This window comes from Bacteroidota bacterium (genome assembly GCA_008933805.1).
In the GTDB taxonomy this organism is placed as follows: domain Bacteria; phylum Bacteroidota; class Bacteroidia; order UBA8524; family UBA8524; genus SB11.
This window is the reverse complement of record WBUH01000012.1, coordinates 104,551-127,244: the sequence shown is the minus strand read 5'-3', so window position 1 is coordinate 127,244 and position 22,694 is coordinate 104,551. Positions and strand designations below refer to the sequence as shown.

General features: G+C 41.6%; 14 protein-coding genes. 5 read left to right on the top strand and 9 right to left on the bottom strand.

The window, feature by feature from the left end:
• Positions 1–291 precede the first annotated feature (291 nt).
• Positions 292–2,514 (bottom strand): T9SS type A sorting domain-containing protein, encoded by a 2,223-nt coding sequence (locus tag F9K23_12875; GenBank protein ID KAB2915010.1) that lies wholly within the window; start codon positions 2,512–2,514, stop codon positions 292–294.
• Between the two features lie 141 nt (positions 2,515–2,655).
• On the opposite strand from F9K23_12875, the gene F9K23_12870 reads away from it, so the two are divergent.
• Positions 2,656–3,222, top strand: a complete 567-nt coding sequence (locus F9K23_12870) for a DUF4738 domain-containing protein (protein KAB2915009.1) — start codon at positions 2,656–2,658, stop codon at positions 3,220–3,222.
• 9 nt (positions 3,223–3,231) lie between these two features.
• Here F9K23_12870 and F9K23_12865 read toward each other — a convergent pair whose 3' ends face one another.
• Positions 3,232–6,861 (bottom strand): hypothetical protein, encoded by a 3,630-nt coding sequence (locus F9K23_12865; protein KAB2915008.1) that lies wholly within the window; start codon positions 6,859–6,861, stop codon positions 3,232–3,234.
• Positions 6,862–7,129: 268 nt separating this feature from the next.
• Here F9K23_12865 and F9K23_12860 point away from each other — a divergent pair, with 268 nt between their 5' ends.
• A complete protein-coding gene (locus F9K23_12860) occupies positions 7,130–8,059 on the top strand; it encodes a methionyl-tRNA formyltransferase (GenBank protein ID KAB2915007.1) in 930 nt (309 codons plus the stop codon).
• Between the two features lie 246 nt (positions 8,060–8,305).
• Here F9K23_12860 and F9K23_12855 read toward each other — a convergent pair whose 3' ends face one another.
• From F9K23_12855 to F9K23_12825, 7 genes are all read right to left on the bottom strand, one after another.
• On the bottom strand, positions 8,306–8,704 hold the full coding sequence (locus F9K23_12855; GenBank protein ID KAB2915006.1) for a DUF1801 domain-containing protein: 399 nt from the start codon (positions 8,702–8,704) through the stop codon (positions 8,306–8,308).
• Between the two features lie 3 nt (positions 8,705–8,707).
• Positions 8,708–9,442 carry a TIGR00730 family Rossman fold protein gene (locus F9K23_12850; protein ID KAB2915005.1) on the bottom strand — a complete coding sequence of 245 codons (735 nt, stop codon included), beginning with the start codon at positions 9,440–9,442 and terminating at the stop codon, positions 8,708–8,710.
• Between the two features lie 3 nt (positions 9,443–9,445).
• A complete protein-coding gene (gene hppD / locus F9K23_12845) occupies positions 9,446–10,570 on the bottom strand; it encodes a 4-hydroxyphenylpyruvate dioxygenase (protein KAB2915004.1) in 1,125 nt (374 codons plus the stop codon).
• 69 nt (positions 10,571–10,639) lie between these two features.
• Positions 10,640–12,103, bottom strand: a complete 1,464-nt coding sequence (locus F9K23_12840; protein KAB2915003.1) for a hypothetical protein — start codon at positions 12,101–12,103, stop codon at positions 10,640–10,642.
• Between the two features lie 89 nt (positions 12,104–12,192).
• Positions 12,193–12,807 (bottom strand): deoxynucleoside kinase, encoded by a 615-nt coding sequence (locus F9K23_12835; GenBank protein KAB2915002.1) that lies wholly within the window; start codon positions 12,805–12,807, stop codon positions 12,193–12,195.
• Positions 12,808–12,861: 54 nt separating this feature from the next.
• The gene (locus F9K23_12830; GenBank protein KAB2915001.1) at positions 12,862–13,527 is read right to left on the bottom strand and encodes a methyltransferase; all 666 of its coding nucleotides are present in this window, start codon (positions 13,525–13,527) and stop codon (positions 12,862–12,864) included.
• 191 nt (positions 13,528–13,718) lie between these two features.
• Entirely contained in the window at positions 13,719–14,393 is a 675-nt protein-coding gene (locus tag F9K23_12825) for a hypothetical protein (protein ID KAB2915000.1), read from the bottom strand.
• A 528-nt stretch (positions 14,394–14,921) separates the two neighbouring features.
• Here F9K23_12825 and F9K23_12820 point away from each other — a divergent pair.
• The 3 genes from F9K23_12820 (at position 14,922) to F9K23_12810 (ending at position 22,568) form a co-directional block, all read left to right on the top strand.
• Complete coding sequence (locus tag F9K23_12820) at positions 14,922–16,088, top strand: aminotransferase class I/II-fold pyridoxal phosphate-dependent enzyme (GenBank protein ID KAB2914999.1); 1,167 nt, start codon at positions 14,922–14,924, stop codon at positions 16,086–16,088.
• On the top strand, positions 16,082–16,858 hold the full coding sequence (locus tag F9K23_12815) for an amidohydrolase (GenBank protein ID KAB2914998.1): 777 nt from the start codon (positions 16,082–16,084) through the stop codon (positions 16,856–16,858). Before F9K23_12820 ends, F9K23_12815 begins: the two co-directional genes overlap by 7 nt.
• A 448-nt stretch (positions 16,859–17,306) precedes the next feature.
• Positions 17,307–22,568 carry a PKD domain-containing protein gene (locus F9K23_12810; protein KAB2914997.1) on the top strand — a complete coding sequence of 1,754 codons (5,262 nt, stop codon included), beginning with the start codon at positions 17,307–17,309 and terminating at the stop codon, positions 22,566–22,568.
• Positions 22,569–22,694: the final 126 nt, after the last annotated feature.

Sequence of the window (22,694 nt, the reverse complement as noted above, 5' to 3'; positions counted from 1 at the left end):
GGGAACGCCCCGCACACGGCCAGTGTGCTGGCATTCCCCCTACAAAGGGGGAACACAAGGGGGTGTCGGGCAGTTTTGTTACAGCCGCTCCCTTCGGCAGGATCAGCATTGCAGGCGCACTTGCCCTGTCATGCTGAGTGATAGCGAAGCATCCTATATCACCTTGTTAACACATTTGTAATAAGGTTCTCCCCTGCGGTCAGAATGACAAATTAAACGTATCACCCTATATCAAAAAAGGGCAGTCTCTTTATAGAGGCTGCCCTTTTATTTATAAACTCTGAAACAGAATTAGTTACCTGTTTTAATCAGTTTTTGGGTAAATACCCCGCTATTGCTTTGTACTTGCACCATGTACACACCATCGGCCATGCCTTGCAAGCTTACTTTGTGGGCTACAAACTCAGTAGCCGAAAGTTGACGGTTATACACCATTCTGCCGTTATAGTCAAAAACGTTAACGGTAGCATTGTCTGCGCTCGGTAAGTTAATATCCAACCAAAACTCCCCTGTATTGGGGTTGGGGAATACTGTAACCGCAGGGTTGCTAGCAGTTTCTTCAACGCCCAATGTATATCCGGTAGTAAAGTTTTGTATGATTGATGAGCCCCAATCGGTACCAAAGTTTTTAACGACTTGTCCGTTGCTGGCCCTCCTGATAAACAACTGTCCGGTACCTGCATTGGGATTAGCCCAAAAGCCCAAACCATCACCGCCTGCATCCAGCATTTCAAACGTATAGCAGCCGTTCACAAGGTTCAAGGTATCTTGATACAAAGTGGCGTTTGCCAATCCTGATTTTGAGTACACTGTGTTTCCGTAGTGGTCTTTAATAGTATAGCTGCTTTCATTACCGCGGTTGTTGGTACGCAACCACACAATAATTTGGTTAGGGTACACAGGGGTGTTTGCAAACTTGGTATTACGTTGGTTGTTAAACGTTACTTCATCCACTTTGCCGTTTACTTTGGCAATCACCATTTCAAAATCAGTAGTAGGAGTACTTACTGTATAGTTAATGTTAGTGCCCATTTTAATCTCGGCTGTTTGGTGCGGAGCCAGGCTACCGTTCCAAACGTAGGTATTGCGCGTACCGCCCTTAGGGCCGAAGGAGAACTCGATATTTTTAATGGTATCACCGCCGTTGTTTTTAACTTTTACTAACGGATAATCGCACACGGGGTTGATACGGGCATAGCGCAACGTATTATTGGGTGCCATCACTTCTTCAAGCGAAGCATCGGTGTCAAAGTTATTCTCTTTGTACAAAAACAATGCTCCCGATATAATGTACGATTGATTGCTGTTCCCTTGATTGGTATAGCTTTCCATATCCAAATCAATAGTAGCATTACTGTTGGCAGTAATGTATGGAGTTACGTCGTAATCATAAGGCCATACTTCAGCACCGGGGCACCAGTTGCTACGGTCGTACACCCAAGTACCTCCTTGCGGATAAATAGGGTTTTTACCGCAGTTGTCGCGCCAAATCACTTTTTGGAAGCGGGTTTGTCCGCCTACTTTCAAATAGTGTTCTTTTTGGCAAAACTCCGCACAGTTATCCGCGCCGCCAAAACCATGTCCGGTTTGTATAATGCGAACAACCGCTTGTTTCATTTGAGCATCAATAGCCACGTTGCGAGCCACTAAAAAGTTCTCAATAGATGGGTTAGCACCGTATGCAGATGAGCCGTTCCACAACGGAATCACTTTATAGCACTCACGAGCAGGTGTACCTTCCACAAATTCAAAATCAAGGGTAATCGTAAACCCGTCCTGATAACCGCTGTAGTGGGCACGTATTTCAACGCTGTCCTTCAATAAGCTGGCGTAGTCGGTTACATCAAACGTATAAGTGTATTGCCATGTAGTAGGCACGCCCCCGTTGTATGGTGTAATAACGCGACCTAACTCAAAGTTATCAATCACTTCAAACACCTCGTAGTAGTTATAGTTTTTGCGCTTTAACAGTGCATCGTACCCAACATACACCGAGTCAATTTTGGCTCCAGTAGTGTCAAAAACAGGCTTGTAATAATCCCCCGCCCACCCGAAAATACTTTGGGTAATGGTTAACGGAGTTAATGAATCGCCATAAATATCAATCTTAAGAGTATCATTCGCAGTACTGTCGGTAGTTTTAGTAACTGCATTGAAGGTGTATTTATAAGTAACCGTTGTGCTATACCTTAACGAATCTTTAGCAACACCGCCCACCTTAAAATTAGGGGTTTGTTTAAGGGTACTGTCCATTTTGCCGGTGCGGTGCCTTAATTGTACTTGGGTAGTGTAATCCCACTCGCTGCAACCACCCGTTGGGCAACCCAACGTGTAGTGCATCAAAATGCGGTTAAATGTTTTAGAAGCATCCGGGAATTTTGCCTTACGGTCGAAATTACCGTACCAATTCATGTGCACTTTATCGTGGCTTTTTACTTTAATAGTATCGCCGGGTGCGGCTTTAAGAAACGAAATGCAAAGGATAGCATAGCTGAGTAATAAAAACTTACGCATATTATGTGATGGTTAAGAGATGGCAATATTACAGCTTTTAATTGCTTTGATGAAATAGTTATTACCCAAAACTCCCTTTGCTTATTTAGAGTTTATCCTGCTAAATTTGTTGTAGTAATTCACCCCATATTACCTGTAAGAATGCAACGTAATACTTATTTGTACATTAGTTTAATGCTGTTGGCTTTGGCTGCTTGTAAAAACAATACACAAACCACCCAAACGGCCGACACCGCCTCTAATGATTCTGCTTCTTCTGCACCGGCAATAGTGCAACACAATTTTCCCGAAGCTCCTGTGAGGGACAGCCGCGACACTTCTTTTAAACTAAACGGTAAACTCTATAGTGTGAGGCTTCAGAAGAACACTATTGATACCAGCATGGTGGTGTTTCCGGGCAATGCAATGGGCAAAAAGATTATGGATGTGTATTATGACTTTGAATACTTTTTAACCCCTAAAGGCCCTGACTACAAGGGCAAGGAAATAAAAGTAACCAAACACAATTTTAAGGACGAGTTTAACGACGATTTTTTTAATCGTTCGATATTATACGATATGAAGTTTGAAGGGTATAATGAGATAAACAAAGAGTATGAGTTTACCTTTATGATCAACAAACCCGATACTGAAAGTACCTTTAAAATCTATTTCTTTATTAATAATAATGGAGAAACCCACTACGAGGTTGAGGATATAGAAGCCTAACCCTGAGGCTTAATTTAGTATTGTTACTGTGCCTTTTTTGTTATGGATACTGTTATCCCATCCGGTATAGCGTACAATCCATATAAACACATCATCGGCAGGGCCTGTGCGGGCGAAATCGCCAACCCATTGTTCGTTTTTGTCAAAGCTTTCAAATACCTTCTCGCCCCAACGGTTATACACCTGCATGTGATAGTCTTTCACAAACACATCCACCTGGCCCCAACTGTCGTTTAATTTATCGCTATTAGGTGTAAAGCTGGTAGGAACGTGCAGCAATGGTTTTTGTATTAAGTATATTTCGTTCGACTCTGAAATAGCGTTGTTTCCTTGGCTTTCATGAGCCACCACTTTATACCAATATCCACCCCAGTCATAATCAAAATCTTCGTCGTTGTAGTTTAATACCGCAGGTGCACCCTGATAAATGGTTTTCTTAGGGTCAATGCGGTCGTCCCAACGGATAAGTTCATAATTATCAGCCCCTACTTCCCACTCTTTGTATTCGTCCCAACGCAATGTATGCAGGTAAGGTTCGCTGTGTCCGCGCAATACAATATTACAAGCCTTGTTGCTGTTGCGGCTGATGTGACCGCATTTATCAGTTACTTGTATTTGGTAACAAAACGATTCATTGTTCACCTTCACTTTATCATCAATAAAGATGGTATCAGTAGAGGCGTCAGTAGAACCGTAAAACTCAAACTTATCTAAGTGGTTGCCGGCAGTGCGTGGCGAACGGTAAATTAAATAGGTCTCAAAGTCATCCTCTTTGGTATCAAACCAAACTAACTTCACATTTTCGTTATCCACTACCGTTGCTGTAATAAGCTCGGTAGCTTTTATAGGCGCATTAAATTGGTCTTTTGTACAAATGGTATAAGAGCTGGGCCCTTTCTTTTCGCAAATGTTTACAGTATATATAGAGTAGCAATAGTTACGGTTGCGGTAGTCTAATACATTTTTATCCGTGTACTCAAAAGGGTCTCCCTTTTTAAAAGGCCCTAATAACGTTGAGTTGCCTTGAGGGTCGGTCTTTTGAATCATTACGTGCGAAAAGTATTTACTCAACGTATCCACACCGCTCCACCTTAATTTAATACTGCTTGTAGTGGCGGGCACTACACACAACACATCAGGAGGGTCTAGCAAGGGCGGTGCCTGAACCAATATTTTTATCGTTGCAGAGTCGGTTTTCATATCGGGGCAACCCTTATCGTGCAACTTAAATTTCATGAAAATGGTATCACCAGTTACGTGTTCACAATCTGTTTTCCATTTAAAAGATAACGGAACTTGCCTCAATGCACGTTGTGTGGTGTTTATCTGTGGTTTTGCACCCGGAAAATTAGGGTCGTTAAATGCACCCAAATCCGACTCGAAATAAAGCGTATCGTAACGGTCGGGGTCTGTGCCATACACGGTAAACTCAAGACTGTCTTTTGCTACTACTGAGTAAAACGCATCGTTCATAACGGGTGCGCGGTTCAGGTTTTCAAAATCCAGTTTTAGTATCGCGTTATTACAGTTGTTGCTATTGTTTGTGCGGGAGTGTGCAGTGGGTGTTGTAGGAAACAAGCTATTTCCTCCGCAACCTGCACATACCGATTGATAAATTATCCCTTTACGATCGAAACGACTGGTACCACCGTCTACGTGTTCGCCCTGTGCGGGGCTAAAACGTACACCACCAAAAAATGTACCGTATAAAATTGTATCTAAGTTTTGTGAGAATACGGCAATGTAAAAATCAGAACCGTCAGTAGTTTTTTGATAGGCATCATTAGTAATAGTCATTTGTGAAGTACTACCGCCATGACCTGCCGGAGCATCGTTCACCGTACCACCCCAACCACTCACAAATATACGTTCACATTCATCCACCAAAAATGCCGAAGGCGAAATTTGAGGCCTTACAAAACCATGCCCATACACCATTGAACGGCTACGGGTTTTAAGGTCGGGAGTGTATTTACAAATAAACTGTCCGCCATCAGAATGAGTATAAATAGGTTGTGTAACCGGCCAAACACCTTCAGTTTGTCCCGTTACATAAGGATTGTCGTATTTATCAACCTTTACAAAATATGCTTGGTCGTATAAATTAGTACCTACGTATGTAGCGTTAAGCAACTGCACCCCGTCAGACGAAATTTTTGCTAAAAAGCCATCACCATTTCCACCTGGAGGATTAGTAGTTTCGCCCATACCTGCCGCTATACTGGTTATAACAGAAGTAGTGGCTCCTGCCACATACACATCGCCCCTACTGTCTAAATCAATACCGTTACATACATCAAAGCCGGGGCTACCTAAATAAGTACTCCAGCTAAGAGACGTTACATCCTCGTTCAGTTTAAAAACACACCCGTCCTGCTGGCCGGCTAATGTGGTTTGAAATCCTGATTTTATAGGAAACCCTGCACTTGATTGAGTGCTGGTAGCCACATAAATGTTATTTTGTTTATCTACTATAACCTCGCCCCTGTATTGGTCGCCGTAATTGTATGCCAATGGGGTGCCGGCAGGGTTTGCGTTGCCGTTCAATCCATCAATGCGTGAGCCGCCGATGAATGTTGAGCCCACCATGCTTCTGCCATCAGCACTTAATACAAATACAAAAATATCGGCCTGCCCGTTAAAACTATTGTCAAAAGCATTGGTAGCCACGGGAAAATTGTTCGAAAACGTAGTACCAAACACTACCAATTCATCGCGGCTGTTTACCACCATACTGTGCGGCTCTTCGTTGTGTGTGCCGCCTAAGTAGGTAGCATAAATTAATGAAGTACCATCACTGCTGACTTTATAAACAGTGGCATCGCGCGCTAAATCTTCATTGGTGCCTTCTACCCCATTTCTGAAAATACGTTGAAATGCACCCGTAGTAACAGGGAAACTTCCATCAGAACCGCCCAAACCCGGATTACCGTATGCATAGGCAGCACCGCCGCTATAGGCATTCCCCGCATTATCCCAAGTACCTGTAAAACCCCAGTTATCACCCAGTGCACCTGAATAAGTACTGAACACCAATTCAGGGTCAATTACAAAGCTCTTTTTGCGGTTGTATTTTTCTTTGATATCAAATGTTAGCAGGTTATCCTTTAATGAATACTCGGTTTTTACAAACTTCACAGCCGTATCATTTAACTGATAGCAGATGGGAGCCATTTCATAAATCTCACCCACAGAGGTTTGCAAATGCAGTTGACCGCCTGAAAGGTGCATATCGTCAAGCCCTTCGTAACGCATTTTAATTACGTTAGGATTGGCACCGGGTTTTACAATTAAATTATACTTAAGTGAGTGGTTGCGTGACGAATATATCTCCAAATCGATACCGGGATATATTTCCTGCATGGTTATCTTATGATGACCGGCCACCCCTGTTGCCCATTTTGAAGGGTCATTTCCTAAATAATAATTGTAATAAGTAGGACTGGTTTGCTCGTTTTTATAGGTTGGAGTAGCGTTGCTTCCTTCAAAAATCACTCTGAAATAGTGCATTTGAACAGGCTTATCGTAAAAATGCTTATCGTGCATTTCTTTAAAGGGAGCAGGGTCGGCTAGTATGTAATGTAGCTTTCCGTTTTCAACATACAAATGCCCTCCGGGTATGTCGGCCCTATATTTCACTGTATTTTTCCACTGTCCCCTATTTTCAATAAAGGTTATCTGCGCTTGTGTAGTTGTAACACAACACACAACCGCTAAAACAGCCCAAATACATTTATAGAAACTTAGTTTCAATCAATTAGTATTAAAAAATACGACTTTGCCCTTACTTCAATAGAGTGCTTTTTGTAACCAAATGTTGCACGTACTTTTGTAAACGCAAATCCAAGGCCAAAAGTTGTAGCTAAAGGATTGTCATTCAACAAATTTATATTATAAAGATACTGATTTGAAGATTATATTTTTCGGAACTCCTGATTTTGCGGTTGCATCGTTGCAAAAAATCATGGAAGCGGGGTTTGAAGTAGCGGCAGTGGTGACTGCTCCGGATAAACAAGCCGGACGGGGATTAAAGTTGCAGCAATCGGCTGTGAAACAATTTGCAGTAGAACATCACTTACCCGTATTACAGCCGGAGAAGCTTAAAAACCCTGATTTTATTGAAGAACTACGGGCTTATAATGCCGATTTATTTGTAATAATTGCCTTTAGGATGTTACCCGAAGCCGTTTGGAACATGCCTCCCTTGGGTTCTATCAACCTACACGGTTCGTTATTACCCCAATACCGCGGTGCCGCTCCGATAAACTGGGCGGTAATTAATGGCGAAAAAGAAACGGGAGTAACTACCTTTTTCTTAAAACATCAAATTGATACCGGCAGTATTATTTTACGCGACAAAATTGAAATTACAGAAACCGACACTGCGGGCACTGTGCATGATAAATTAATGGTAGTTGGGGCGGAATTGATGGTGCGTACTTTAACCGCTATTGGAAGCAACAGCTATGTATTGGAAGAACAAGACTTGAGCGTTGAAACCAAACACGCCCCTAAAATTTTTAAAGACGATTGCTTGATTGATTTTTCAAAAACCACCGAGGCGGTTTATAACTTCATACGTGGCTTATCACCCTACCCTACTGCGTGGACAAAACTAGGCACACAAACCTTAAAAGTATTTTGGGCAGATAAAGAAACTGGCGAATCGACCGCAACAAGCGGCACCCTTCTTTCTGACAACAAGAAGTATATAAAAGTAGCCTGTGCCGATGGCTGGCTGAGTTTAAAAGACATCCAACTGGAAGGTAAGAAAAGAATGGGGGTTGAAGAGTTCTTACGGGGTTTTGATATATCGACTATTACCAAATTGGGGTGAGTTATCCTTCGGTTAGGTAAGTATAATTTCCGCACTTGCTTCTATAATGATGAGAGAGCAACCCATTAGGACACTTTCTCCCTCCTTATCCTTTCCACAAGCTCTCACAAAGAGGGAAACCGCAGCACCCTTCGACAGGCTCAGGATAACCATCGCGCAAACCTTCCCATAGAAAGATGGAACACGAGGGGATGTCGAGTAGATTGCCAGTTTTTTGCGCCTTTCGAGAAGCACAAGATGTAGTATCTAAGAACTTCTCTTCTTCTTCCGTCTGGTGGCCACTAAAGCATCTAATTCTATGGCTTCAAACAATAGCTCTTTTACTAACTCCTCGTTTATTTCACTCAACGCTTTAAAAAGTACGATGCCCACTTCTTTTCTATCAGCCATATCCATTATACCGTTAAGATTGCTTAGTTGATTACCTTTACAAAAACCAAGCTGCACGCCCTGTTTGTGAATAGATAAGGGCGAAGATGCCGGCCAAATAAAGCAAACCCTTGAGTTGATATAAAAATAGGGAACACCGTATGAAAGTTTCTCTGTAAACTTCGGCGAGGTTTCTAAGATAATGTTGCGTAAGTATGCTGTAATTCCCTGTTCATCAGCGGGAAGAAAAGAAATGTATTCCTCAACGGAATTCATAGTTTAATAACTTTCGCCCAGCCACCAACGGCCTTTGGCTTTTGTTTTGCGCAGCCCGTATTTAACAACGGCATGGGTTTGTATGTAATCCATGGCTTCTTTCATGTCATCCGTCACCAACATTAGTTTCTTATCCTGTACGTCGATGGTTTTTTCCTCTGCCATAAAATCAACAAACTCCATAAACTTGTTCCAATATTCGGTGCCCATAAGTACCACCGGAAAGTTTTCAATCTTTTTGGTTTGAATAAGCGTAAGCACTTCGGCCATCTCATCCAAGGTACCGAAGCCGCCGGGCAATACTACCAGTGCGTAGCTGTATTTTACCAAAAACACCTTGCGCACAAAAAAGTACTTAATACCTACCCACTTGTGCAGGTATTTGTTGGGGTACTGCTCAAACGGTAATTCAATATTACAACCAACGCTGCGACCGCCGTTTTCATAAGCCCCGCGGTTAGCTGCTTCCATAATACCGGGACCTCCCCCCGTCATTACGGTAAAACCCAATTGGGCTAGGTTTTTTCCAACCTCTACGCCCAATTGGTAATACTTATGGTCTTCTTTAAACCTGGCAGAGCCGAAAACAGTTACGCAAGGACCTACAAAGTGCAACACTCTGAAACCCCTTACAAACTCTTTAAACACTTTAAAGGCCAGCCCTAAATCGCTTAGGCGTTTGCGCGGGCCTTCCAGCAGCTCAAGTTCTTCTTTACTGTGCGGTTTAGTATCCGTCATTGATTATAAATTCCCCCTCAACTCCTGTTCGCGTTCAATGGCCTCAAACAACGCCTTAAAGTTTCCTTTACCAAACGATTTTGCGCCTTTACGCTGTATAATTTCATAAAACAACGTAGGACGGTCTTCTACCGGCTTAGTAAATATTTGCAACAAATACCCTTCGTCGTCGCGGTCAATCAAAATACCCAACTCAGCTAATGGAGCAAGGTCTTCGTCAATCTTACCTACGCGGTCAAGCACTGTTTCGTAGTAAGTAGCCGGTACTTTCAAAAACTCAACACCGCGGTTTTGCAAGTCGGTTACGGTTTCAATAATATTATTGGTAGCAATTGCTACGTGTTGCACACCTTGGCCTTTGTAAAAATCAAGGTATTCTTCAACCTGTGATTTCTTTTTGCCTTCGGCAGGTTCGTTAATAGGGAATTTGATACGTCCGTTACCGTTGCTCATTACCTTACTCATCAAGGCCGAGTATTCAGTTGAAATGTCTTTATCGTCAAACGAAAGAATTTGTTGGAAACCCATGATACGGGCATAAAAATCAACCCAAGTGTTCATTTCGTTCCAACCCACATTACCTACACAATGGTCAACGTATAACAACCCTGTTTCAGTGGGATTGTAATTGGTTTTCCACTCCCTAAAGCCGGGCATAAACAAACCGTTGTAGTTTTTGCGTTCCACAAAAATGTGAACGGTATCACCGTACGTATGGATACCCGCACGCACTACTTCACCGTGTTCGTCTTTTTCAACCACAGGCTCCATATAGCTTTTGGCACCGCGTTTGGTGGTTTCTTCCCATGCGCTGCGGGCATCGTCTACCCATAGAGCAAGTACTTTTACACCATCACCGTGCTTAAAAATATGATCAGCAATAGCGCCGTCAGGCTGCAATGGGGTTGTAAACACAAAACGTAATTTGTTTTGTACTAACACATACGACGCACGGTCGCGCACACCCGTCTCAGGACCGGCGTAAGCATGGCTTTGGAAACCAAAGGCAGTTTTATAATAGTGAGCTGCTTGTTTAGCATTGCCCACGTAAAATTCTACGTAATCAGTACCGTTAAGTGGTAAAAAATCTACATCGGTAACGGTGTCTTGTAAGGCTGTTCTTTCCATTAAAATGAATGTTTAAACATGGGCAAAGGTAACTTTTTTGAGATTGCCCAACAAATTAACAATGCAGGGTTATTCTTCTGCAGGAGTAGTTTCATTCTGCTTCTCTTCTTCGCTGGATGGAGCTTCCTCTGACTTCAGCTTTTTAAGTTCGGCTTCAAAATCAATGGTGGTTTTACCATAAGCACTAACATCAACCTCATACTCATAGCTAACACCACCATCATATATTTTAATTTTGTTTTTTCCAATTGGTACATTTAAGTAGGTAGCATTGAATTCAGTTTTTGAGTAACCGTTTTCAGAGGTAACTGTTACAAAGTAGCTTCCAAGAAATATATTCTCAATGATTACCACCCCTGAGCGACCAACAGAATCATAATTTACCGTATGGTTTTCACTATAAACATCTACCAATATCGATTGCTCATAATCCATGTATCCCGGCCTTGTAATCTTAATTTTATACTTACCGTATTGTATTTTGTACCTCTTGTTGTTTTTGATTTTATAGGTTTTTCCGTTAGCTACTAATGAAGCTGTTTTGGGCACATTGGTAAATTTTACACGCCCCTTCTTTTTGTTTTTATAGAACCTGTTATTCTCGTATAGAAAACTGAACTCATTATCTATATGCTCTATTTTTACCATATAGTCGTTCTCCAACTTATTGTATGGCAACCAAAAATTCTCTAGAAACGATACTTTAGGTTTAACGTATGATGATGATTTTGAATAGGGATTCCATGAATTAAACATTATTTGGTCAATTTCATCATTGTAAAGCCCGTTTGAGTTTACATCTATCCCTACATAGTTTAGTTTATCCTTATCCAGTCCTATCAAGTAGCCTGCATTTTGCACATAATATTCAAACTCCTCGCCTACCGTAATTTTATACACTAATAAGTACGTATCCCCCACTTTAAAACCATAGTATTTATACGCCGGTATTTCTACATCTTGTTCAGTGTATGTTTCCCAACGCCATGTTGTTACTGGCACCATCCTGTATTCGTAAGACGTATAATGCTCTGTACGGTATTGTGTGGTGTATGATTTGGTTGAATAGTTATAGGTTTGATAAGAAACTTGTCTAGACCTTTGAACAGGGACAGACTTACTTTCATAAGAAGTGTGTGATACCCACCTTTCACGTTGAATGGTGATGATATTGAGGATACTTCTGTTGTAATAAATATCTTTTGCAGATAGTTTTTCTTCACTTACTAAAGTATCTGCTCCTGTTGAAGATACAAGTGCTAAAGTATTCGAATCTTTTTGAACCAACGCGTAGTTTTGTCCTGCCCAGTTTATTTGGGTACTCCCATTGGAAAAACTTATCTTTTCGCTTGCAATATTTGGCCTCGTCCAGCCATAATCCTTAAAGATGTTTTGCTGAGGTTTATAAGTAACAGACTGGTCTTTCATCTCACTTACCCCTATTCCCCAACGTTTTATAGTTGGTGAGCATGAAGACAACAGTACACTGCTAAAAAATAAAAATAGTAATGGTTTAAGGTAGAATTGTAGCATATCGCAAAGATATTGCTACCACAACCTTATCGTAAGAAAAAACAAAAATATCGATGAAAAACTCTTTGTGTAAAGAGAGGAATAATCGCTTAAAACAAACCGTTTATCTCAGCTTCAATTTTGCGTAGTACTTCGCCAAAGTGCTCTTGGTTGTCAATAAAATTAAGATTGTCAACATCAAGCACCAATAGCTTGCCTCCTGAATAGGTACTAATCCATGCCTCGTAACGTTCGTTCAGGCGTTTCAAGTAATCCAAACGGATAGCATCTTCGTAATCACGGCCACGGCGTTGTATTTGATTTACCAGTGTAGGTATGCTGGCACGCAGGTATATTAGCAAATCAGGCCCTTTAATAAACTCGTTCAGTGTATTAAACAGGCGGGTGTAGTTTTCAAAATCACGGGTACTCATTAGCCCCATAGCATGCAAGTTGGGAGCAAAGATGTAAGCATCTTCATACACGGTACGGTCTTGTATCACATTGCGACCCGTTTCGCGTATTTGCATAATAGAATTAAAGCGGCTGTTAAGGAAATAGATTTGAAGGTTGAACGACCAACGGGGCATATCTTCATAAAAATCGCTGATATAGGGATTGTCTTCAACGTCCTCATAGTGGGGTTCCCATCCGTAATGCCTTGCCAAAAGGGTAGTTAACGTTGTTTTACCCGAACCAATATTTCCTGCTATAGCTATATGCATACTTTCAAATTAAAGCCTAAAACACCCTATTGTGCAACTGTTATGGATAAATTCTTACGCTTCTTTATCAAGGTTGTGAAACTCAGCCGTGAGTACGGTGTACTTTTCGCTCCACGTTTTGTCTTCATTATAAATGAATAAACTGTCTTGTTCTACCTCAACAGGTGCTTTTTTAGCAAACTCAGTAACGCGTCGTATCACCGGACTATTCTCAAAACTGCTTATCAATACTTGCCTTACAGGATGCAAACCTACTTTTTGTGCAGCAACCAACAGTTTTTCATATTCACCTTCAGGTACAATCACTCCCATTTTTCCCTGCGCGTCCAGCAATTGCTCGCCATAGGCCATCAGTTCATCAAAGGTTAAAGTAACCGTGCTGCGTGCATTTATTCTGTCCGGCCTTGTAGTAGGCGACGGTTCAAAATACGGGGGGTTACATAGTATGTATTCATAATGGATAATACCCAAATTGGTATACTCTTGCAGTGCCTCGTTGTATAAAGTAAGGCGATAGTCCCAGGTACTGTTTTCAAAATTTTCAGCAGCCCTCACAGCCATAATACTATCGGGTTCTACTGCATCAATTATCGCATGGGGGCATTGCTGTGCCATCATTAATGCCAGCACACCTGTGCCCGTACCTATGTCTAAAATATTCTGCGCATCAACCGGTTGGGCAAGACTGCCCATTAGCATAGCATCGGTACCAATCTTCATGGCACAATCCTGCTGGTTGATATTAAATTGCTTAAAACGGAAAATCTGACTCACGCCGCAAAGATATCGGGCATTTTACATTTAGCATTGAACATTTAAGTAATGTGATTGATAGATGCTAAAATAAAAAAGAAGCCCCATCCTCCCGGCGGGGCTTCCTAACCTAACTATGAACAAATCAGGGCTAAAACTTAGTCCTGAATCTTTTTAGCCATTTTGTCCACTACGTGTACGTAGTCAGGAGCTTCGGCATAAATACGATTTAAAAAGCTGAGGTATTTTCCTTCTAGGTCAAAGGCACTCTCTTGCCACAGCTTATAGTCTTTTACCGCATCTACCCAGCTTGCATATACAGCATAGGTAGGCTTGGTAAGATATTTCTTCAATTCTGACGGATTACCATATATAATAGTATCCTGTCCTTGCAAATACACCCCAATTGCAGTGGTTTCACGCTTTCCGGGGTAGCGCATTCCAAACAGGTTATTTGCATTGCGGCACAAATACGAGGTAAGGTGCAGCGATTCTAATTTTGCCTGTGCCAATACATGCTTCTCACAAATAATCCCTTGGTTTTTAATCTCAACTAGCAAATTTTCATCTGTTAAGGCGGGGATGGTATCTTTTGCCACCGGTGCAGCTTCTGTATCAGCTATCGCAACCGGAACTACATTTCGCTTAAATGATGGCATCATGGGGGCGTATGCCACTGCCACAGCAGCCGCTATCAACAATAAGGTGATAGTAAGCAGCTTCTTGTTTGTAATCAAATTCAAAATGGCAAAGTCTTGGCACTGGTCATTCCGGCAAATAACCCACCTACCGTTTTGGTCTTGGTAATGGATACTGAAATTCCTGGTGTTCATACTTTAAATATTAGTTAAACTTTATTTAAACCGCTATTAACTAACAATTAACATGCCAATTTTATAAAACATTACTAATCAATAAGTTACAACAAATTCAACGATAATAGTAGTTAACGTAGATTTGATTTACACAGGCTACTGTATAGTTTATTGACTTTGACAGTTTTATAACTGTGGATAGCTGTTCATAAGTCAATTTTAACCCCAATAAGGTATGAAGGCTTGATAGTGCTATTATCTATACAGTTGTACAAACTATTTGACGACACACTTATTATATATACCTGATAATATTGCATACAAAAACCGTGCTTGACGTTTGAAAGCGACATTTTAAATTTGCGTACCTGCCTTAGTAGCTCAGCTGATAGAGCTTCAGCTCCCCAAGCTGGGGGGGCGCGAGTTCGAGCCTCGTTTCCCGCTCAATCTTTTATTGCTTATTAAACTTTTTAAAATCAAGCAAATTGTTTATAACTATTAAACCTCGACTTATATCTTTGGCGGTTTACAAGTCAAAGTGTTGATATGCTAAAGTTTGACGGAAGCATTGCCTCCAAACTACCCAAACACGGAACCACTATTTTTACAGTGATGAGTGCGTTGGCAAAAGAATCGGGGGCCATTAACCTTTCTCAAGGTTTCCCTGATTTCACCTGTTCGCCGGTGCTGGTTGATTTGGTTACCACAGCCATGAAAAACCAACACAACCAATACGCTCCCATGCCGGGACTGCCTTTGTTGCGCGAAAAGATTGCCGAAAAAACCAACGAATTATACAGTGCGGATTATAACCCCGACACTGAAATAACCGTTACGCCCGGTGCCACGTTGGCATTGTGGGCAGCAATTACGGCAGTTGTGCGCGAAGGCGACGAAGTGATTATTATTGAACCCGCTTACGACAGCTATTTACCTGCTATATTAATAAACGGAGGCAGACCGGTGTTTGCACCTATGAAATTCCCTGAGTACAGGGTGGATTGGGAATCGATAAAAAAGCTGATTACGTTTAAAACCCGCATGATTATTATTAATACGCCCCACAACCCTACGGGCTCCGTATTATCATCAGCGGATATGGAAAAGCTGCAAAAAATTACCGAAGGAACTGATATTGTGATATTGAGCGATGAGGTGTACGAACATATCATTTTTGACGGCATTGAACACCAAAGTGTAGCCCGCTACCCAAAGCTTGCTGAGCGTAGTTTTATAGTATCCTCTTTCGGGAAGACTTTTCACACCACAGGCTGGAAGATTGGCTATTGCATGGCCCCTGCCAACCTGATGGCTGAGTTTAGAAAGATATACCAGTTTATGGCCTTTAGTACCAATACGCCTATGCAACATGCCATAGCTACCTTTTTAGATAATAAAGATGCTTGGCTTGAACTTTCAGCGTTCTACATGCAAAAGCGCGATTATTTTGCGGGATTGTTAAAAGGCAGTAAATTTAAACTGCTCCCCTGCAACGGTTCGTACTTTCAATTAGCTGGCTACGAAAAACTTTCAAAAGAAAAAGATACTGAGTTTGCCATAAGGCTTACTAAAGAATATAAAGTTGCTTCAATCCCCGTATCTGTATTCTACTCACACGGAGAAGACAATAAAGTGGTGCGTTTTTGTTTTGCCAAAGAAAACGAGACCTTAGAAAAAGCGGCAGAAATTTTGTGCAATATCAGTAAATGGTAAAAAAGGACATCTTAAACGTATCTGTAGTGCAGGCCGACCTGCACTGGGAAAACACGGAAGCAAATTTGGCAATGTTTGATGATATGTTGGCTAAAGCAGCTGCTACTGACTTATTCATCCTTCCTGAGATGTTTACCACTGGTTTCAGCATGAAGCCTGAAAAATTTGCTGCCGAGACATTTGAACGCGGCCTTGAGTGGATGAAAACCACTGCGGCTAAAACGAATGCTGCCATAATTGGCAGCATAATGGCTCCCGACCAAGGCGGATACTTTAACCGTTTGTTGTTTGTGAAGCCCGACGGTACGTATAGCCAATACGATAAAAAACACTTGTTTGGTTTAGGTAGCGAAACTGAACACTACAAAGCGGGCGAACAACTCTTGTTGGTGGATTATTTGGGCTGGAAAATATGCCCTTTAATTTGCTACGATTTACGTTTTCCGGTATGGAGCCGCAACACACACAATTACGATATACTTGTATATGTTGCCAATTGGCCTCAACGCAGGGCACACCATTGGCGCACCCTACTGCCTGCACGTGCGGTTGAAAACCAAACGTATGTACTGGCAAGTAACCGCATTGGTAATGATGGCAACAGCCTTGCCCATAGCGGTGATAGTATGATTGTTGATTTTAACGGTAGTATTGTAGAAGATGCAGTATCCGAATCTAAAATCATTACGCATCAACTATCAAAACCTGAGCTGCTTAAATTTAGGGCTGCACTGCCCTTTCTTACTGATGCCGATAAGTTTCGCATCTAAGCAATCCAACTTCTTTACTTAAAAAATTTGCTCGTTTTCTAAAGTTTTCTATTCCGGAAGGATAGAACTGTCTATCCTGTCGAAAAAAATATCAATTTTCTAAATTTTTGCACTCATTTTTTAAAACATTTCACTCGTTTTAGTTTTTTACTTAAAATAAAATACTCAATACTTAAAACTATTTAAGCATGCTTAACAAGCTATACAATTTAGAAATATTCTTAACAACACCATAAAAAACTATCAATCAGAATAATAAAACAAATTTTGAAAGCAATTAATGATGTAATAGAGCAGGTAACGAAATAAAAAGTATAATATTTTAGTAAAAAGTTTTAGAAATTTGTGACACGGTTTGCGAAAGTTAATATCCATCTGGGAGGGTATTAACACCAAAATTCCAAATCGGACATGGATTTTAGTTTTAAAAATTTAAAACTTTTTACACATGAATGGAATTTACACAAAACGCACCTTTGTGTGCTGCTTACTAACTATTATGCTAACCTGCCTTCTATCATCTAGGCTGGGTGCCCAATCAGGTGTAACTCTCAATGCAAACTTCAGTCAAGACAAAACCAAGGGATGCTTACCCCTTATTGTTCAGTTTACCGACAACTCTACTGGTATGGGACTATCGCACTTCTGGGATTTTGGAAACGGAAACACATCAGCACTTAAAAATCCGGGAGCTATCTATACCCAAGCCGGCAACTATACAGTAAAACTTATTATCACTGACAAAAACGGGGCGAAAGACACTTTCGAAAAAAGCCTGGCAGTAAGAACATTTGCCAACCCTGAAGTTGCTTTTCAAGCCAACGTTACAAAAGGCTGTGCAGGAAAGGAATTTAGTTTTACAGATACTGCAACCCAATCTTCAGTTTCGATTACTGATTACTTATGGAACTTTGGCGACGGCTCACAATCTACCGATAAAAACCCAAAACATACATTTACAACCGAGGGTTCATTTTCTGTAAGCCTTATTGTAACTGACAGCAATGGCTGCAAAAGCTTTCTAAACAAAGCTGCCTATATAAAAACTACATTACCCGCTAAAGTTGCTTTTACAAGCAATACAAAAGGAGGCTGCACAGCTCCCGTAAACGTTAAGTTTGATAACACTACACCGATTGTAAACGGCGTAACCTATAACTACTTATGGAAGTTTGGCAATGGCGACAGTTCAGTTGCTCAAAGCCCTTCGGTTACATACAACAAAACAGGCAACTACAATGTAAGCCTTACCGTTACTGATGATAACCAATGTGTAACAACGTTGCTCTCTCCTACTCACATAAGCATTGGTGCTACTAAAGCCAAATTTAGCTTAGAAAATAAAAAAGGGTGCCTGCCTCATACCGTAAACTTTAAAAACACAGGCACCGGCATCCCCTCAAACGCTACGATAAAATGGTTTTTGGGAAATGGCGATTCTGCAATAGGCACTGATACCGCATACACTTATACAACCGCAGGAAAATTCAGCATAAAACTGGTTATTTCTTCTCCAGAAGGTTGTAACGACACTTTGGTTAAAACAGACAGTATTGAAGTGCTAACCAACCCATCAGTATTATTTGCACATACAAACCCCGTAAGTTGCAATACCCCTCACACCATCTCATTCAGTTCGGCCAACACAACTGCACAAAGCTGGTTTTGGGATTTTGGAGACGGAACCACCTCTACTCAAAAAAATCCTGTTAAGCGGTACGACAGTTCTGGTGTGTTCAACGTAAAGCTTGTAATTACCGACGCTAACGGCTGCAAAGCAAGTAGCGAGAAAATACGTCTGGCTCGCATTAAACCTGTTACCGCTTCGTTTAGTCCATCTGCAAAAAGCGGTTGCGGTCCACTGGCTGTTTCATTTACCAATAATAGTAGTGCATACTACGGAATAAAAAGCTATGCATGGGATTTAGGCAATGGTGTAACCAGCAATGCAAAAGACATTAGCACAACCTATGCTACCGAAGGCACCTACTACCCCCGTTTGATTGTAACAGAAAACAATGGTTGTTCAGACACCTTTACGTTTGATGCTATCAAAGTTGGTAAAAAAACAAAACCTGATTTTAAGGCAAACCGAGTTACCGGATGCAGAAAAGACATGGGTGCCGTGAAGTTTACCAACCTAACCGATATTACAAGCCAACACATTGATAACTTTTTATGGAATTTTGGTAGTTTCACCTCAAAAGAAACCCACCCGTTTGCCGATTATAAAGCAAACCCCGGTCAACATACCGTTAGCCTTATTTCGATGTCAAACGGCTGCGCCGATACCATCACCAAACCAAGCTACATTACTGTTAAAGCCCCTATTGCTGCCTTTAGCATTACTGAAAATCCTTGCGTGCTTGATACCACAACTTTCAAAAATGCTTCGTACGGCGGCCATATTTTTAACTGGTACGTTGACGGTATTATGGTGAACACCACAAAGAGCTTTAAACAATATTTGCAACCCGGCAAACACTACCTTGATTTATTGGTAAAAGACACCTCAACAGGCTGCACCGATACCAAAGCCCACATCTTTACTATAAACAAGCCTTTAACCCCCGGCTTCACCAAATCAGCCGATTCATTGTGTGCAAATACCCCAGTGTTACTAACAGATACAACCAACGGCGCCGACAGCAGCTTTTGGAAAATAGGTAACCAACCGACAGTAAAAGGTAAATTCATTACTCCTGAGTTTGCTTTGCCCGGTTTACAACACATTACGTTAACTGTGCATGGTGCCTACGGATGCCAATACACTGTAGCTCAAGCCCAAGCAATAAAAGTATTAGGCCCTGATTATACCCCAATCGTAACTCCAAACAAAGGCTGCTTTCCGTTGGATGCACAATTAATAAAGGTAGGATCGTCAGAATACGGCGTAGCAAAAGCTACTTGGAGTGATAACTATAGCCAAGTATCATCATTAGCTGATACCATCCCCTTTACCTTCACAACCGCCATGCCTAAAATGAACACAGAAGGCATCGCTGTGTATCTTACCGTAAAAGACAATTTGGGCTGTACCGTGACTAAAGCTGTAAACATAAAAATGTCACACCCGGTGGCACAGGTACTTTCAAACAAAACCCTTAATTGTGATAATACAATGGTTGAGTTTATGCACGATTCAGCAGCATCAATGCACACCGGAAAACTAAGCTACAACTGGGTGTATAACGACAGGACTGTTTACTCAGTGAACCGCTTTTCTCAACAATACCATCAAAACTCAGTAGCAAAAATCACCTTAACCGTTACCGAGCAAGGGCTGGGTTGTACAGATTCTGCAACAGTATTTATCCCTGTAGGTATTAAGAAAATAAAAGCAGGTTTTGTAGCTGATAAAACAGCTACCACTTGCCCACCTTTGGTAACCGGTTTTGCTGATGCCAGCGTTGCTGAGAACACAACCATCACAACAGCAAAATGGTGGTTTGGCGATGGTGCTACCTCAATATTACCAACCCCCTCAAAAACCTATTTTTACCCCGGCCAATACAGCATTACCTATAAAGTAACCGATGAGCAAGGCTGCTCAGACTCAGTTACAGAAACAGCTAAAATAAAAATTGGCGGCCCCACAGGCACATATACTATCGACCGTTATAACGGCTGTGTACCCTTTACGGCCAACTTTACAGCCAACAGCCAAAACGCAAAAACCGTTAACTGGGATTTGGGCAACGGACAACTAAGCATTGGTGCCTCTGCTTCGGGTTCATTTACCCTTGCGGGTACTTACAAACCTTCTTTGGTTTTAGAAGATACTTTCGGATGCTTGGTTGTGTACCCTGTTAAAGACCCTATTGTAGGTCTTGCAGCTCCAACTCCTGATTTTACTTTCAGCGGAAAATGCGCCCACGAAAATTTCACCTTTACAAACACCACTGATACTACAAAGCTACCTGCCAATTTTGAGTGGGTGTTTACTGAAAAAGAAGCGCATGAATGCTTTCATGCAAAACATACTTTCAAAAACACAGGCGAACATACTGTACTGCTAAAAGCCTCTGCTGCCAACGGATGCAAGGCTGTAAAAACCAAAACCGTTAAAATTAAGCACCTGCATACTGATTTTGAAATAAGCAACACCCAACTATGCGGCAACAGTGCCATAACAGCTACCGACAAAACCAATACCCAAGCAGGCACCAAAACCCGCCAATGGATTTGGGGTGATGGCAAAACAGATACCGCCCAAAGCCTTGCTCACATTTACACAACACCCGGCCAGTACAAAGTTTCATTAGTAGTTGAAGACAACAACGGCTGTATTGACACACTAAAAAACAGCAAAAACATCACTGTGTTTGATACCCTAACCCCACAATCTCCCAATGTGTATAGGGTAACGGTTCAACAAAACAACTCGGTTAAACTTGAGTTTACTCCTCATAACAACGTAAACTTTGCCGCCTACCAAATTTTCCGCAGCACAGTTGGCGAACCTGAGCAACTGTACAAAACCATCACCGTTGTTACTGATACTGTTTTCACCGATGACAACGTGAACACACTTTCACAATCATACACTTATAAAATAAAAACACTTACTGCCTGCGGTAAACTATCACAAAGCTGCGGCCACACCACAGTATTGCTTCAAACGATAGCAGACACCAACGAGGTAACCGTTAATTGGAGTGCCTACCAAGGTTGGGGAGCGGTGCGCGATTATCAGATTTTCCGCAAAGAAGCCAAAGAAGCTGAATACAAAAAGATTGAAACGGTACCGGCTTATATGACCCGCTATACAGACACCCAAACCTATTGCGGCAATACATACTCCTATATAGTTTACGCACAACAATTTACAGGTGAACTGTTGTCGAGCTCAAACATAACAACCGCAACCCCGATATATGTTGAAGATGTGTTCCCCGCCAATGTGGTTCGTGCTACCGTAGAGGATGATAAAAACATATTGATTGAATTTGCTCCGAACTATCAACAAAAAACACCCGTTGAATACTATACGCTTGAAAAATCAACAGACGGAAAAACTTACACCCAAATTTTTAAAGCTCCTGTGGGTGTTTGGAGCTTTACCGATGAAACCGTAAACGTTCACAACCAAAGCTACTACTACCGCACCCGTACAACCGATATTTGCGGTGCAGTTAGTGCTCACGGAAATATTGGTAAAACCATTTTGCTACAGGCAAAAGCCGACAACGAGGACAATGTGAATGTAAAATGGATCGGGTACCAACAATGGAACGAAGGCATAAGCCACTATGAAATAGAACAAATAAACAGCAGCAACGATTTTGTAACAGTGGCCACCAACAACGCAACTGACACTCTGTTTACTGATAACAGCAACCTGTTTAACAACCTTGCACGCATTGCGTACCGCGTAAAGGCAGTAAGCAATGAGGGTATAGTTAGTTACTCAAACATTGCGGATGCAAATGGTCGCTCAAGCTTGTTTGTACCATCAGCCTTTACCCCTAACAACGATGAACACAACAACATTTTTACAGTAGTAGGGGCTTACATAAAATCATTTGAGATAAACATTTACAATCGCTACGGCGAAAAAATATTTACAGGCTATAGCCTTGATGAAAGCTGGGATGGTTCTTATAAAGGAGAACCTGTGCAGGAAGGCGCATACGTGTATGTAATCAACGCTTTAGGTATTGATACAAAACATCATAACCTAAGCGGTACGATTACGGTTTTGCGCTAAGTATTTCTTACCTTTGGCTGACTTGTAAATTCCATATATAGTTAGTTAGCTGCAACTGTCCCCCAGGTCAGTTGCGAACCCCAAAAGCTGCCGGGAGGCGGCTTTTGGTTTTTTATCCTGCCAACA